This window comes from Luteimonas sp. MC1572 (assembly GCF_016615815.1).
Taxonomy (GTDB): Bacteria; Pseudomonadota; Gammaproteobacteria; order Xanthomonadales; family Xanthomonadaceae; genus Luteimonas.
Genome location: NZ_CP067112.1, coordinates 803147 through 818726, shown reverse-complemented (window position 1 = coordinate 818726; position 15580 = coordinate 803147). Strand labels below are relative to the sequence as shown.

At 69.8% G+C, this 15580-nt stretch carries 6 protein-coding genes and 1 tRNA gene; 2 read left to right on the top strand and 5 right to left on the bottom strand.

Annotated elements, in window-relative coordinates:
* The first annotated feature begins 61 nt into the window (after positions 1–61).
* Positions 62–1951 carry a molecular chaperone HtpG gene (gene htpG / locus JGR64_RS03730; RefSeq protein WP_199375225.1) on the top strand — a complete coding sequence of 630 codons (1890 nt, stop codon included), beginning with the start codon at positions 62–64 and terminating at the stop codon, positions 1949–1951.
* Positions 1952–1970: 19 nt separating this feature from the next.
* Here the strand turns inward: htpG and JGR64_RS03725 are convergent, their stop codons facing one another.
* The 4 genes from JGR64_RS03725 to JGR64_RS03710 form a co-directional block, all read right to left on the bottom strand.
* Positions 1971–10649, bottom strand: a complete 8679-nt coding sequence (locus JGR64_RS03725) for a glucoamylase family protein (RefSeq protein WP_199375694.1) — start codon at positions 10647–10649, stop codon at positions 1971–1973.
* 232 nt (positions 10650–10881) lie between these two features.
* On the bottom strand, positions 10882–12546 hold the full coding sequence (hutU, locus tag JGR64_RS03720) for a urocanate hydratase (RefSeq protein ID WP_199375224.1): 1665 nt from the start codon (positions 12544–12546) through the stop codon (positions 10882–10884).
* Positions 12547–12639: 93 nt separating this feature from the next.
* The gene (locus JGR64_RS03715) at positions 12640–12948 is read right to left on the bottom strand and encodes a hypothetical protein (RefSeq protein ID WP_199375223.1); all 309 of its coding nucleotides are present in this window, start codon (positions 12946–12948) and stop codon (positions 12640–12642) included.
* A 93-nt stretch (positions 12949–13041) separates the two neighbouring features.
* Entirely contained in the window at positions 13042–14730 is a 1689-nt protein-coding gene (locus JGR64_RS03710) for a type IV secretory system conjugative DNA transfer family protein (RefSeq protein ID WP_199375222.1), read from the bottom strand.
* 130 nt (positions 14731–14860) lie between these two features.
* On the opposite strand from JGR64_RS03710, the gene JGR64_RS03705 reads away from it, so the two are divergent.
* The gene (locus tag JGR64_RS03705; RefSeq protein WP_199375221.1) at positions 14861–15400 is read left to right on the top strand and encodes a hypothetical protein; all 540 of its coding nucleotides are present in this window, start codon (positions 14861–14863) and stop codon (positions 15398–15400) included.
* Between the two features lie 92 nt (positions 15401–15492).
* Here JGR64_RS03705 and JGR64_RS03700 read toward each other — a convergent pair.
* A tRNA-Val gene (locus tag JGR64_RS03700) sits at positions 15493–15567 on the bottom strand.
* Between the last annotated feature and the right edge of the window lie 13 nt (positions 15568–15580).

The window sequence follows — 15580 nt, the reverse complement described above, 5'->3', positions numbered from 1 at the left end:
TTGGGTTTTGCGCGACCAAGCCCATCTCCCGGGGCTGTCTCCACATGCAGCACGGACCGCCATGACCGATACCACCGAAACCCGCCCGTTCGAAGCCGAAGTCGCCCAGGTCCTGCACCTGGTGACCCACTCGCTGTACTCGCACAAGGAAGTGTTCCTGCGCGAGCTGGTCTCCAACGCGTCGGATGCCTGCGACAAGCTGCGCTTCGAGGCGATCGCCGACCCGGACCTTGCCGCCGGCGACGGCGAGCTGCGCATCGAGGTGAGCGTTGACCGCGCGGCGCGCACCATCACCATCGCCGACAACGGCATCGGCATGGGCCGCGACGAGGTGGTCGCCAATATCGGCACCATCGCCAGCTCCGGCACGCGCCGGTTCCTGGCGGCGATGGCCGCCGAGCAGAAGGCCGACGCGCGCCTGATCGGCCAGTTCGGCGTGGGCTTCTACTCGGCGTTCGTGGTCGCCGACCGCGTCACCGTGCTGACCCGCCGCGCCGGCGCGGATGCGGGCGAAGGCGTGAAGTGGGAAAGCACCGGCCAGGGCGAGTACACGCTCGATACCGTGGAACTGCCGGCGCGTGGCACGCGCGTGGTGCTGCACCTGAAGGACGGCGAGGACGAGTTCCTCGACAGCTGGCGCATCCGCTCGCTGATCCAGCGCTACTCCGACCACGTCGCCTTCCCGATCCGCATGCCGGCGGACAAGACCGGCGACGACGCCGAGACAGCCGAAGCCACGTGGGAGACCGTCAACTCCGCGTCCGCGCTGTGGACCAAGCCCAAGGCGGAAATCAGCGATGAGGACTACCAGGGCTTCTACAAGTCGCTCGGCCACGACTTCAACGACGCGCTGGCGTGGAGCCACAACCGCGTCGAGGGCAACCAGAGCTTCACCACCCTGCTCTACCTGCCCGCGCAGCCGCCGTTCGACCTGATGATGGGCGGCCGCGACGAACGCAAGGGGCTGAAGCTCTACATCAAGCGCGTGTTCGTGATGGACGCCGCCGAAGAGCTGCTGCCGAACTACCTGCGCTTCGTGCGCGGCGTGGTCGACGCCGACGACCTGCCGCTCAATGTCAGCCGCGAGCTGCTGCAGCACAACCGCCAGTTCGAGCGCATCCGCGCCAGCTGCGTGAAGCGCGTGCTCGACCTGATCGAAGGCCTGGCGCGCACCGACGCGGCGAAGTTCGAGACCTTCATCAAGGCCTTCGGCAACACGCTCAAGGAAGGCATCGCCGAAGACCATGAAAACCGCGAGCGCATCGCGAAACTGCTGCGCTTCGCCTCGACCCGCGGCGAAGGCGCGGCGCGCAGCGTGGCGCTGGACGACTACGTCGGGCGCATGGCCGCGGGCCAGGACACCATCTGGTACGTCACCGCAGACAGCCACGCCGCCGCCGCGGGCAGCCCGCAGCTGGAGGCATTCAACGCACGCGACATCGAAGTGCTGCTGATGTCCGACCGCATCGACGAATGGATGCTCGGCTACCTGCGCGAATACGCCGGAAAGACGCTGCAGAGCGTCGCCAAGGGCGAACTGCCGCTGGACGACGCCGCCAGGAAGCAGCAGGAGGAAGCCGGCAAGGCCGCCGGTCCGCTGGTTGCGCGCATCAAGGCGCTGCTGGGCGAGCGCGTGGCCGACGTGAAGGTGTCCGCGCGCCTCACCGATTCGCCCTCATGCCTGGTGCTGTCGGATCACGAGGTGGCTCCGCATTTCGCGCGCCTGCTGCGCGAGGCGGGACAGGACGTTCCGGAGAGCAAGCCGACGCTCGAGGTGAATCCCGGACACGCGCTGCTCGCCCGCCTGGGAGCCGAGGCCGACGACGGCAAGGCCGCCGACCTCGCCAACCTGCTGCTCGAGCAGGCCGAGATCACCGCCGGCGCGCAGCTGGATGACCCGGCGGCGTTCGTGCAGCGGATGAACCGGGTGCTGCTGGGCGCGCCCGCCTGAGCGTCGCGGGCCGGGTGACTCACTGCGCCGCCGGGACCTCCGGTGGCGCCGCGGATGGCGGGGCGGAACGCAGCCACACCACGTCCACGCGGTGCGTCGCCCGGTCGTCCACCAGCGGGAAACGCAGGCCGTCCTGCGCCACGCCATCCAGCCACAGGCCGGGCGCTGCGGCCCCGGGTTCCGCATCGACCTGGCGCACGTCGATCAGATACCTGCTCTCGCCGTAGCGGTACTGGATGCGATAGCCGGGCCAGTCGGCCGGGATGCACGGGACCAGCCGGATGCTGTCTCCACTGCGCCGCAGGCCGAGCAATGATTCCACCAGCAGCCGGTACATCCAGCCCGCGGACCCGGTGTACCAGGTCCAGCCACCGCGGCCGGTGTGCGGCGCGACGCCATAGACATCGGCGGCCAGCACGTAGGGCTCCACCTTGTAGAGCGCGGCTGCTTCGGCATCCAGCGCGTGGTGGATGGGATTGATCATGCGTGCCAGTTCCCAGGCGCGCGCGCTGTCGCCAAGTTCGGCGAACGCCATCGCCGCCCAGACCGCGGCGTGCGTGTACTGGCCGCCGTTTTCGCGCACGCCGGGCACGTAGCCGCGGATGTAACCCGGATCCTTGCCGGTCTTGTCGAACGGGGGATCGAGCAGCTGGACCAGCCCGGCATCGCGCCGCACCAGGTGCCGGTCCAGCGCGTCCATCGCCTTGCGCGTGCGCGCCGCCTGCGCCGCGCCCGACAGCACCGACCAGCTCTGCGACACCGCATCGATCCTGCACTCGTCGCTCTGTGCCGAGCCGAGCGGCGTGCCGTCGTCGAACCACGCGCGGCGATACCACTCGCCATCCCAGGCGTGCAGCTCCAGGTTGTCGCGCAGGCGTTGCGATGCCGCCACGCAATCGTCGGCGAAGGCGGCGTCACCGCGCGCGCGCGCCACGCCGGCGAACTGCGCGAGCGCATCGAACAGGAAGAAGCCGAGCCACACGCTCTCGCCCTGCCCGCCGTCGCCGACGCGGTTCATGCCATCGTTCCAGTCGCCGGAGCCCATCAGCGGCAGGCCGCGCTCGCCCAGCAGGGCCATGCCGCGCCTGAGCGCGAGCACGCAGTGTTCGTAGAAGGTCTGCTGCTGGCCCGAGATCGCCGGAAGGTCGTAATACGATTCCTCGTCGGCGTTGACCAAGCGGCCTTCGACGAAGCGCACGCGCTCGTCCAGCACGGTGTGGTCGCCGGTGACCTGCAGGTAGCGGCAGGCGGCCAGTGGCAGCCAGAGGTAATCGTCAGAGCATCGCGTGCGCACGCCGCGCCCCTGCGGCGGGTGCCACCAGTGCATCACGTCGCCCTGCGGGAACTGATGGGCGGCGCTCAGCAGCAGGTGCTCGCGGGTCAGCGCCGGTGCCGCGTGCACGGTGGCCATGGTGTCCTGCAGCTGGTCGCGGAAGCCGAACGCGCCGCCGGACTGGTAATAGCCGCTGCGCGCGGTGTAGCGACAGGCCAGCGCCTGGTATGGAAGCCAGCCGTTGACCAGCGTGTCCACCTCGGGTTCCGGCGTCTCGACGCTGATCGCCCCCAAGGTGTGCCGCCAGTGCACGCGCACGGCATCGAGCGCATCGTGCGCAGGGCCGCTGCCCTGGATGCGCTTGGCCAGCTGCATCGCCGCCCGGTGGTCCGCGCCGGCGCCGAGCCGGAACACCGTTTCGAAGGCCTCGCCGGGCGCCAGTGCGACCGGGACCTGGATCGCAGCGCAGGGATCCATCCCCACACCGAGCTTCCCGGACAGCGTCACGCGTCGCATCGCCGCCGGGCTGCGCAGGCTGCCGTTGCGGCCGATGAATTCACTTCGATCGGCGGTGAACGACCGCACCCCGCCATCGACGTCGAAAAAGGCGACCAGGCCACCCCATTCGGAGTTGTAGGGATTGCGCGCGGTCAACGCCCCGCTGTCGCCGTCGAGTTCGCTGACCACGTGCATCCGCGACCTGGACCGGATATCACCCAGCACCCATTCCACGTAGCCGGTGGCGGACAGTCGCCGCGCACGCCCGGACAGGTTGCGCAGCCTGAGCACCGAGTATTTCACCGCGTCGTCGAGCGCTACATAGACCCACAGCTCGCTGGCGATGCCGTCCTCGACGTGCTCGTAGACGCTGTAGCCGAGGCCGTGCCGCGTGCGGTATGCGCCCGTGCCGCGCCATGGCAACGGCATCGGCGACCACACGCTGCCGGTGTCCTCGTCGCGCAGATAGAAGGCCTCGCCGCCGGTGTCGGACACCGGGTCGTTGTGCCAGGGCGTCAGCCGGAACTCGTGCGCGTTCTCGAACCAGGTGTATCCGGGCGCACTTTCGCTGACCACCGTGCCCAGCTGCGGATTGGCCATGACGCTGGCCCACGGCGCCGGCGTCGCTTCGCCTTCGCGCAGCAGCACCACGTACTCGCGGCCGTCCGCGGAGAAGGCGCCGGTGCCGTTGTCGAACAGGAAGGTGTCGGCCACCGGCTCGAACGGCCACGGATCCTCGCCGTGCGCCAGCGGCACGGGGGGCGGCAATCCCGCTGTCGCCGCATCGGCTTGCGGCGGCGCCGGGCGCGTTCCGTGCGCGGCCGATGCGCCAGCGGGCAGCAATGGCGCCATGCTGCGCTCGGCCGGCTCGTGCCGGGTCACCTGCGCGGCCAGCGTGCCGTGGCGGTCGCTGACGACCACGCGCGCCACCGACTGCATCAGGATGCGGTCCTCGTGCGACATCTGCTGCGACTGGCGCACGAAGATGCCGCCCGGCCGGTCGAGCACGTTGCCCTCGGGGCCCGCCGAGACCAGGCCGAGGATCTGTTCCTGCAGGTGCTGCCGGTAGCCGCCCTGCTCCTCGTTCCAGATCACCAGGTCGACATTGAGGCCTTTCAGCCGCCAGTACGCGTGCGCCTGCACCATCTGCCGCACCAGCGCGATGTTGGCGGCATCGGCGATCGTCAACAGCACGATCGGCAGGTCGCCGGAAATGGAATGCCCCCACAGCCCGGATTGCCCGCGCCGGTTCTGCAGCAGCACCGCGGCGTCCGCGCGCATGAACGGGTGCGCGTAGACCATCAGGCCCGCCAGCCGTTCGTAGAGCTGCGCATCGGCCTGCGACGCGTCGATCTGGCGCCTGACCACCTGGCTGTGCGTCCACGCCAGGTCGAACACACGGTCGGCCAGGCGCCGGTCGCGGTACTTGTCGATCAGCGCCGCGCAGGCCGCGCGGTCGCCGCCCACGCCGGTGACCATGTCGATGATCGCGGTCTGCTCGGGTGCGAGCACGATGCGGGTGCGGATCGCGATGATCGGGTCCAGCACCGAACCGGCGGTATCGGACAACGCCCCCGACCCCGCACCACGGGCGGTCATCGCCTGCGGGCTGCGCGGCGTGTTGCCGCGGCCGAGGAAGCGCGCGCGGTCGGTCTCGTATGAAATCGCGCCGATGCTGGCGTCGTGCACCGCGACCAGGTGGAACATCCACGGCGGCACCTCGTCGTGCGAGCGCGGCCGGCGCGTGCACAGCAGCGCCTGCTTGTCGCGCACGATCTCGGTCTGCACGAACAGGTTGCTGAAGGCGGGATGCAGTTCGTCGGAGAGCGATGACGCCAGCACCACCTCGGCATAGGTGGTCACCTCGATCGTGCGCTCCCGCCGCGAGCGGTTGCTGATATGCAGCCGGCGCAGCTCGATGTCGTCCTCGGCCGAGATCGCGATCTCGAGGTGGGTTTCATAGCGCTGCTTGCGGCCTCGAAACTCGGCCTTGGCGTCGGAGAAGATCGCCTCGTAGTGCTCCACCGGCACGCAGGTGGGCTGGTGGGTGGCCGACCAGAACTCGCCGCTTTCGACGTCGCGCAGGTAGCAGAAGCTGCCCCAGTGGTCGCGGGTGCCGTCCTCGCGCCAGCGCGTGATGGCCATGTCGCGCAGGCGGCTGTAGCCGCCGCCGGCGCTGGTCAGCAAGCCGTGGTACCGGCCGTTGGAGAGCAACTGCACCGGCGAGCGGCCGGCATCGGGATCGTGGAAGACGCGCAGCCGCGTTTCGGCGGCGGCCGGCGCCACGCGCGGGCCCTGCTCGGCTTCGTGCGGGTGGAATACGCCGGTGCGCGGCACGCGCTCCTGCAGCAGCAGCAATGTGGCCTGGAACTCGGCATCGGCGACGAACCGCTTCTGCATCGGCTGGTCGCGCAGCAGGTAAGCCAGCGACAGCAGGCTCATCCCCTGGTGATGCGCCATGAACGAACGCACCAGGGCGTGGCCCTGTCCGCGGGGAACGCGCGACGGCGTGTAGTCGATCGCTTCGTACAGCCCGAAGCGTCCGGCGAAACCGGCCTCGGACAGCCGCTGCAGGTTCTGGCACGCCGCTTCCGGCGCCACCATCAGCGCCATCGCGCTGGCATAGGGCGCAACCACCAGGTCCTGGCCCAGCCCGCGCTTGAGGGCAAGGCCGGGCACTCCGAACGCGCGGTACTGGTAGTTCATCCGCGCATCGACCGTGTTGTAGCCGGACTCGGAGATGCCCCACGGCACGCCATGTTCGCGACCGTGCAGGATCTGCGCGTGCACCGCGCGCCGCGCGGCCTGGTCGAGGAGCGTGTCCGGGTAGCTGGGCATGACCAGCTGCGGCATGAGGTACTCGAACATCGAGCCGCTCCAGGACAGCAGCGTTACATCGCCGTCGACCTCGGTCAGCAGGCGACCAAGTGCGAACCACGTCTCCTGCGGCAGCTGCCCCTGGGCGATCGCCACGAAGCTGCCGAGCCGCGCCTCGGATGCGAGCAGGTCGTAGTGGCCGGGGTCGATGCGGCGCTCGTCGGCGTTGTAGCCGATCGTCAGCAGGTGGCGGTCTTCGTCGTAGAGGAACCCGTATTCCATCAGCGAGAACTGGCCGGCGATATGCGCCAGGCGTTCCAGCAGATCGAGGCGCTCGCGTGCGCGTTCCTGCACCAGCCTGTCGTGCGCGGGCGAGCCCGAAACATGCTGCTGCAGCGCGCGCAGGCCCGGAATGCCGCTGGCGGCTGCATCCCCTTCCGCGCTGTCCTCGACGAACTCGGGCCCGTCCAGCCACGGCGCGAAGTGCAGCAGTTCATCCTGCGCGGAGCGGCAGGCGTCGAGCAGTGCGGTCGGCCAGTGCCAGGGGTCGGGATGCTGCAGTCCGGGCGGCTCGGGCCAGGCAGACGCGAGCGCCTGCGCCTGCACGCACAGTCCGGCCAGCGCGCGCGCGGCGTCCGCCGGCGATGCAGGCGGCTGCGCGCGAACCGCGTTCAGGTGCGCGCGGAACGCGAGCAACGCCGTTTCCACCGCGCTGTCCTGGATGCCGGTTGCGCGGTGGGCGTCGTCCGCCGCGCCGAGGGTGTCGGCAAGCCCCTCGAAGGTCGAAGGCGCGAGCACCGGGGCGTCGCCCAGCGCCAGCAGCCCCTGGCGCAGCGTCAACAGGTGTCCGGCGAGATTGCCGCTGTCGACCGTCGAGATGTAGCGCGGCGGCAGCGGCTCGAGCGTGGCGGTGTCGTACCAGTTGTAGAAGTGGCCGCGATGGCGCGGCAGCACGTCGAGCGTGTCCAGCACATTGCGGGTGCGCTCGAGCAGGCCGCCCACCTGCAGGTAGCCGAAATCGTATGCCGCCAGGTTCGCCAGCAGCGACAGGCCGATGTTGGTCGGCGACGTGCGGCGTGCCACGACGAGTGCCGGGTGCTCCTGGATGTTGTCCGGCGGCAGCCAGTGGTCTTCGGCGCGGACATGGACTTCGAAGAACGCCCAGGTACGGCGCGCCAGCCGGCCCAGGAACGCCAGCTGCGCGCGGGAAAGATCGGTGCGCCGCTGGCTGGGCGGACGCCCGAGCCACGCCATCAGCAGCGGCGACGAGGCCCACAGCAGCAGGAGCGGCGCCGCGGTCCACAACGCGCCCGGGTTGACCCGCCACAGCACGGACGCGACGGCGGCGGAAAAGGCCGGCGCGAACCACATGCCGCGCAGCTCCGCGCCGATGCCGCTGCCCAGCTGCCGCTCCACTTCGCTGGATGGATTCCATTGCAGCAGGTGACGCCGGCTGACCGCGACCCGCCACAGGCTGCGCACGATCGCGTCGAGGCTGAAGCCTGCCTCGTAGGGCAGGCAGGCCAGTGTGGAGGCCGCGCGCTGCAGCTGGCGGGTGGTGGATTTTGCCGACTGCACCAGGTGCGCCTCCGGCGTCATGTCGGCCGGCCGGGCCAGCAGGTCCCAGAGCGCCGGCACCAGCACCGGCAGCAGCCACAGGCCGAGCAGCGCCAGCGTCCACGCCAGCGGCTGTGGCAGCAGCGCCCAGCCCAGCACCAGCAGCGCGGTCGCGGCCACCGGCACCAGGCTGCGGCGCAGGTTGTCGACCAGCTTGCCGCGCGACAGCCAGGACAGCGGGTTGCGCTCCAGCCCACCGCCCGCCCGCGGCACCCAGGGCAGTACCCAGGGCAGCAGTTGCCAGTCGCCGCGGATCCAGCGGTGGCGACGCTTGACGTCGGCCGCGTAGCGCGACGGGTATTCCTCGAACAGGCGCACGTCGCTGACCAGTCCGGCGCGCGCGTAGCAGCCTTCGAGCAGGTCGTGGCTGAGGATGCGGTTCTCCGGGAAGCGCCCCTGCAGCGCGTACTCGAACGCGTCCACGTCGTAGATGCCCTTGCCGATGAACGAGCCTTCGCCGAACAGGTCCTGGTAGACATCGGACACGGTGCGCGAGTACGGATCGATGCCTTCCTCGCTGCCGTACATGCGCGCGTAACGCGTACTGCGTCCGCCACCCATGCTGTTGCCGACGCTCGGCTGCAGGATGCCGTAGCCGCGGGCGACGCGATGGCGCTGCCCATCGAAGCGCGCCGCGTTCAAGGGGTGCGCCAGGGTTCCGACCAGGCCCCGCGCGGCATCGCGTGGCAGCCGCGTGTCGGTGTCCAGGGTGATCACGTAACGCACGCCCTGCAGCACGGCGGTATCGCCCACCACCGCCAGGAACGCATCCTGCGTGCCGCCGCGCAGCAAGGCGTTCAACGCCGCCAGCTTGCCGCGCTTGCGCTCGAGCCCCATCCACGTGCGCTCGCGCGCATTCCACACGCGTGGGCGGTGGAAGAGGAAGAACAGGTCGTCACGCCCGGGCGCGTAGCGCGCGTTGAGTCCTTCCACCTGGCGCCTGGCATGCGCCAGCAGGGCTTCGTCGCCGGGCAGGACGGCCGCATCGGCGTCGAGGAAATCGGTCAACAGCGCGAAGTGCAGGTGGGGATCGCGATTGGCCAGGAAGCGCACTTCCAGCCCCTCGACCAGCGCATCCACCGCGTCCTCGCTGCCGAGCATGCCCGGCACGACCACCAGGCTGCGCGCATCGGGCGCAATGCCCTTGGAATAGTCCAGCCGGGGCAGCGGGTTGGGCGCGACCAGCCTGGTCGACGTCCAGTTGACCAACGCGATGCCCAGCTCGCTGAAGGCGATCACACCCAGTATCCCGAGCAGCCAGACGAGCGCGGACGGCAGCAGCGCGACCGGCTCCTGCGCCTGCGCCAGCAGGTACCAGGTGGACATGGCCGCAAGCACGGCGATCGGCAGCAGGTACACGGCAAGCGGTATGCGCCGCGAGCGCATCCGCACCGGCTTGCGCGCGCCGACCGACGCGGCGACCGCTGCCCGGGTACGGGCGAGGCCGTCGTCGACCAGGTAGTAGCCGACGTGCGCCTCGATGTCCGACGTGGTGGCGTGCGATCGCGCGAGCTCGAGGACCAGGCCGGCGACCACCGGTTCAGGCGCGCCGCTGAGCCGCGCGATCTTTTCCACCACGTGCCGGTAGATATCGCGCGTGCCGAAATCCATCAGCGTGTAGATGCCGGCGGGATCCTCGCGCAGCGTTCCGTCGACCACGCTCATGGCCTCGACGAACTCGCGCCAGTCCATGTTGGCGAGGAAGCGGAGGCTGCCGATGCTGTTGCTGATCGACACCTGGTCGGCGGCCTGCTGCTGGCTCTCGGCGTGCACCAGCGCCTCGATGCTGTGCCCGCCGTCCGCCACCCACTGTTCGATCCAGCCCATCGGCATGGCCAGCGCCGCGCTGCGTCCATGCAGGCCGCGCGTAAGCCCGGCCACGAACGACCCCGACAGCGGCGGCTCCGAGCGCGCCATGTCGGCGACCACCAGCACCACGTTCTTCGGATCCTTGTCGGCGGCGTCGTTGAGCAGGCGCGCCCAATCGCCGGCCAGGCGGTGGTCCTCGCCATTGCGCATCACCTGCGTGGCGACGCGCCGCAGGTTCTCGATCAGCGCCAGCCGCAGCATGATGGGGATCGCCCACAGCTCGCCGAGCTTGAGCGGCGTGAGCGACTGGTAGGCGGCGATGAAGCGGGTCATCGATTCGCCATCGATACGACCGTCGCCATGCGCGATGGCCTCCATCGCCAGCGCGTAGACGCGCGGCAGGCCGGCGGAGGGTCCCGCGCTCAGCGAGGGCAGTTCGCGGCTGTAGCCCTTCGGAAGGTGCCGCCGTGCGGTGCGGATCTGCTCTTCGACCAGGTAGTAGTTGTCGAGCAGCCACTCGCCCGCCGGGGTCACGCGCACGTCGTCCTGCACCATGCCGGTGAGCAGCGTGCTGGCGCCGTCGAGGACGCTTTCGTTTTCCCTCAGCCGGCCGAGCAGCAGGTCGGAACCACCATGCTCGTGCACGCGGTGCGCCTGCGCCAGCGACCGGCCGTGCGCCTCCATCTGTTCCGCGCTGAACAGCTGCGAACGCAGCGGCGGCTCCGCAAGCCACGGCTTGCCGGCGGCCGTGCGCCCCCAACGACCGAGCCGACGGCGCAGCCGCAGCCATTGGCCGAGAACGCGCCAAGCTGGGAGCATGCGTGACTCCGTGGCGCCCCGGGAGGCGGGACGCGGATCATTGCATCGCGACGGGTACGCGGCCGTGAAGCGCCGACAGCGGTCGCAGCGGAAACTGCTACAGCATCGGCAGCTTCAGGCCCTGTTCCCTGGCGCAGGCCCTGGCGATCTCGTAGCCGGCATCGGCGTGGCGCATCACGCCGGTGGCCGGATCGTTCCACAGCACGCGCGCGATGCGGTGATCCGCTGCCTCGCTGCCGTCGCAGACGATCACCACGCCGCTGTGCTGCGAGTAGCCCATGCCCACGCCGCCGCCGTGGTGCAGCGACACCCAGGTGGCGCCGCCGGCGACGTTGAGCATGGCGTTGAGCAGCGGCCAGTCGCTGACGGCATCGGAGCCGTCGATCATGGATTCGGTCTCGCGGTTGGGCGAGGCGACGCTGCCGCTGTCGAGGTGGTCGCGGCCGATCACCACCGGCGCCTTCAGCTCGCCGTTGCGCACCATCTCGTTGAACGCCAGGCCCAGCTTGTCGCGCAGGCCCAGGCCGACCCAGCAGATGCGTGCCGGCAGGCCCTGGAAGGCGATGCGCTCGCGCGCCATGTCCAGCCAGTTGTGCAGGTGTGCGTCGTCGGGGATCAGTTCCTTGACCTTGGCGTCCGTCTTGTAGATGTCCTCGGGATCGCCGCTCAGCGCCACCCAGCGGAACGGGCCCACGCCGCGGCAGAACAGCGGACGCACGTAGGCCGGCACGAATCCCGGGAAGTCGAACGCGTTGGCGCAGCCTTCGTCGAACGCCATCTGGCGGATGTTGTTTCCGTAATCGAAGGTCGGGATGCCCTGTGCCTCGAACGCCAGCATGGCCTCGACGTGCACGCGCATCGACTTCTTGGCTTCGTCGCGCACGCGTTGCGGATCAGCCGCCTGCGCCGCCAGCCACTGCTCCACCGTCCAGCCGATCGGCAGGTAGCCATGCACGGGGTCGTGCGCGCTGGTCTGGTCGGTGACCGCGTCCGGGCGTACGCCGCGGCGCACGAGTTCCGGCAGCACTTCGGCCGCGTTGCCGAGCAGCGCGATGGATTTCGCCACGCCGGCATTCGTGTAGTGCACGATGCGCGCCAGCGCGTCGTCGAGGTCGGTGGCCTGCTCGTCGACGTAGCGCGTGCGCAGGCGCATGTCGATGCGCGACTGCTGGCACTCGATATTGAGGCTGCTGGCACCGGCGAGCGACGCCGCCAGCGGCTGCGCGCCGCCCATGCCGCCGAGCCCCGCGGTGAGGATCCACTTGCCGGTGAGGTCGCCGGCGTAATGCTGACGCCCCATCTCCACGAAGGTCTCGTAGGTGCCCTGCACGATGCCCTGCGAGCCGATGTAGATCCACGAGCCGGCGGTCATCTGGCCGTACATCATCAGGCCCTTGCGATCGAGCGCGTTGAAGTGCTCCCAGGTGGCCCAGTGCGGCACCAGGTTGGAGTTCGCAATGAGAACGCGCGGCGCGTCGGCATGCGTGCGGAAGATGCCGACCGGCTTTCCGGACTGCACCAGCAGCGTCTCGTCGTCACCGAGCGTGCGCAGCGACTCGAGGATGGCGTCGTAGCAGTCCCAGTCGCGCGCCGCGCGGCCGATGCCGCCGTAGACGACCAGCTCCGCCGGGTTCTCGGCCACCTCGGGGTCGAGGTTGTTCTGCAGCATCCGGTACGGCGCCTCGGTGAGCCAGGAGCGGCAGGCGAGTTCGCTGCCACGTGGCGCGCGGATGTTGCGGGAGGGGTCGTTGCGGTTCGACATGGTGTGCCCGTGCTGCGTGGAATGCGCCGGATTATGGCCGCAAACGGAAACGCCCGGCACGTGGCCGGGCGTCGTTGTCGGGCAGGGTAACCGTCAGCGGATCGACGGATCGAGCTTGCGCAAGGCGTCCTTGATGTCGACCGAGCCGGTGCGGTCGATGTCCTCGCGGGTGTAGACGCGACCACCGGCCGCCACGCACTCCTTCTCGTCGGACTTCGAGCGCGCATTGCGCGCCGCGACGATGCGCGAACCGGTTTCCTGGATGCAGAACCGGTCGTCGCTCTTCTTCGGCTTGGCGCGGGACTGGCTGGCCTCTTCGGGCTCGTCCTGGGCGTGGACCAGCATCGGTGCGGACGCGAACGCCATGGCCATGAGCGCACCGGCCATCACTGTGGATTTCATCGGATCACCTCATCGGGCGGGGGACTCCACCGCGTACGATACGCTCCCGGCCGCGCACCGCGGGTCGTCTCCCGCCCGGCGTTCACCGCGTCGTCAGCTGTCCGGGAGCCGCGGCACGTCGGCCGCCGGCAGCAGCCGCGCGCGGTAGCGGCGCTCGGCGAAGTAGCGGATCTTGCGGCAGCGCACCGGGTGCGGCAGCCCCTCGTAGAGCAGGATCTCGCGCTGTGCGCCCATCGCCTTGAGCTCCTGCGGCAGCATCAGCGCGCGGCGCTCCTCCGACTCGCTGCGCGACACCTCCGCACGGCTCCGCCCACGGGTGAGGTTGCGGCGGCGCACCGTGGTGTAGCCCAGCATTTCCGAGTAGTCGTTGGCGTCGTGCTGCTCGCGCGGCGCGAACACCACCTGCATGGCGTGGTTGGTGAGGATGGCGCGCGCGACGTCCTTGCCGTAGGTGGCATCGAGCTGCGCCATGCTCTGGATCACCGGCAGCAGGCGCAGGTTGTAGCCGGCCATGTAGGCCATGGCGCTGGCGATGATGTCGATGCGGCCGATGGCGGTGAACTCGTCCATCAGCAGCAGGCACTGCTGGCGCAGGCTGGAGTCGTCCTTCGGCAGCACGCGTGTATTGAGGTTGATCAGCTGGCTGAAGAACAGGTTGAGGATCGCCCTGCCCTCCGCCAGCCGGTTGGGCTGGATGCCGACATAGATGGTCATCGGCCGGCGGCGCACGTCGTCGAGGATGAAGTCGTTGCCGCTGGTGGCCGCGTCCAGCGCCGGATCGATCCACGCATTGAGCGGCTCTCGGAAGCTGCCGAGGATCGACGCGAACGTCTCCTCGGCCTGCGACAGCAGGTTGCCGAAGGCGCGGCGCGCGTGCTCGCCGAGGAACGGCCGGTCCGCCAGGTCCTGCACGTGCGCGCGCGCCGGTTTTCCCTCCGCCGACGACAGGCGGAACAGCCTGCCGATGGTGGGAAACACGTGGTATTCCGGCGGGAAGCCCTCGCGCGCCTGCGCTTCGTAGTTGTCGAACAGGAACAGCGCAAAGGCCATGAACGCGTTGCGTGCCTGGCTTGTCCAGAACTTCTGCTCGGCGCCGGCATCCGGGTACAGCATGGCGGCGATGCCCTGCAGGTCGGAGACACGCTGCAGCGGCTCGGTGGACACATAGGCCAGCGGGTTCCAGCGATGCGTGCGCCGGTCCTCGGCAAACGGATTGAACAGGAACACCTGCTGCCCCTGCGCCGCGCGCCAGCCGCTGGTGAGCTGGAAGTTCTCCTGCTTGATGTCCAGCACCACCACCGAACCGCGGTAGTCCAGCAGGTTGGGCACCACCACCCCGACACCCTTGCCCGAGCGCGTCGGCGCGGCCAGCACCACCGACTGCTGGCCGGCCAGGCGCAGCAGGCGCCCGCGGTAACGTCCAACGACGATGCCTTCGCCGGACGACGTGAACAGGCCGTGCCGCAGCAGGTCGACAACGTTGGCGAAGCGCGCCTTGCCGTGCATCGCGCGCCGCGACGGCCGCAACAACAGGAAGACCGGCACCGTGGAGGCCAGCAGCGGGAGACCCAGCCCCAATGCGCCGGCCAGGCGTATGCGGCCTGCGAATGGCGCGAGTGCGGGGATGTCGATGGCGCGCAGGTAGGCCGGCCAGGTGTCGAGGCCTGCGCTGAGATCACCGAGACCGAGCAGCCTCAGCACCAGCCACCCCGACAGCCACAGCCCCGCGACAAGCGCGAAGCCCACGCACGAAAGCGCCAACGCGCCCCTGGTCCTGTCCATGTCCACCTTCCCTGGTGATCCGCATCCCGGCCGCAGCGCGGCTTTTGCCGCCCTGCCACGTGCCCGTCCCGGGCGCGTCCGAGCTTAGCGTAAGCTCGGGATGCTGGCCCAGCCTGGAGGTTCGGTGACGATGCACTGGCCTGGCTTCAATGCTGAAGGCGCGCTGCTGCTGCCGCTCGAAAAGCGCGAGCTCCTCCCCGCGGACATGCCGCAGCGGCTGAGGCTCGACGGCCTGGTGCTGGAGCAGAAGCACGAGCTGCACGTCACCCTGCTCAACCGCGCCACCGCCACCGCCGTGCTCGAGCGACTCGATGCCGCCGCAGTCGCTGACGCCTTCGCCGCGCTCGACTGGCAGCACATCGCCACCCGCCGCTTCGCGCTGGTGCACAAGACCAAGGACGAGTGGGACGGCCCGCTGCAGGCCTGGGCGGTAATCGAGCACCTGCAGATGCCGGCTTTCGCCGCGTTCCGCCACCGGCTGGCGCAGGCAACCCGCCTGCCGCTGGACTGCGGCATTCCGCACGTCACGCTGTATGTCGCGGGGGACCCCGCCGGCATCGGGCTGCCGGACCTGGCCACCTGGCGTGCGTGCTTCGTGCGCGAGGTCGGCGCCGATGAGGTGCGCAGGTCCGAGGTACTACCGACCGCGCCGCGCGGCCCGGCATCCTGAGCTGCGCCGGCCTGCCGCGGACACGAAAAACCCGGCACGCGGGCCGGGTTTCGTTCCTTCGCCACTGAAGTCCGTGAAATCAGGGACTTGAGTGGTGGGCGGTGAGGGTTTCGAACCCCCGACCCCTACCATGTCAAGGTAATGCTCTACCACTGAGCTAACCGCCCGAAGGGAGGCGAA

Coding starts and splice junctions, on each gene's coding strand:
- htpG (WP_199375225.1), top strand. CDS start 62: ATGACCGATACCACCGAAACCCGCCCGTTCGAAGCCGAAGTCGCCCAG.
- JGR64_RS03725 (WP_199375694.1), bottom strand. CDS start 10,649: ATGGAGGCGCACGGCCGGTCGCTGGCGCAGGCGCACCGCGTGCACGAG.
- hutU (WP_199375224.1), bottom strand. CDS start 12,546: ATGTCGAACCGCAACGACCCCTCCCGCAACATCCGCGCGCCACGTGGC.
- JGR64_RS03715 (WP_199375223.1), bottom strand. CDS start 12,948: ATGAAATCCACAGTGATGGCCGGTGCGCTCATGGCCATGGCGTTCGCG.
- JGR64_RS03710 (WP_199375222.1), bottom strand. CDS start 14,730: ATGGACAGGACCAGGGGCGCGTTGGCGCTTTCGTGCGTGGGCTTCGCG.
- JGR64_RS03705 (WP_199375221.1), top strand. CDS start 14,861: ATGCACTGGCCTGGCTTCAATGCTGAAGGCGCGCTGCTGCTGCCGCTC.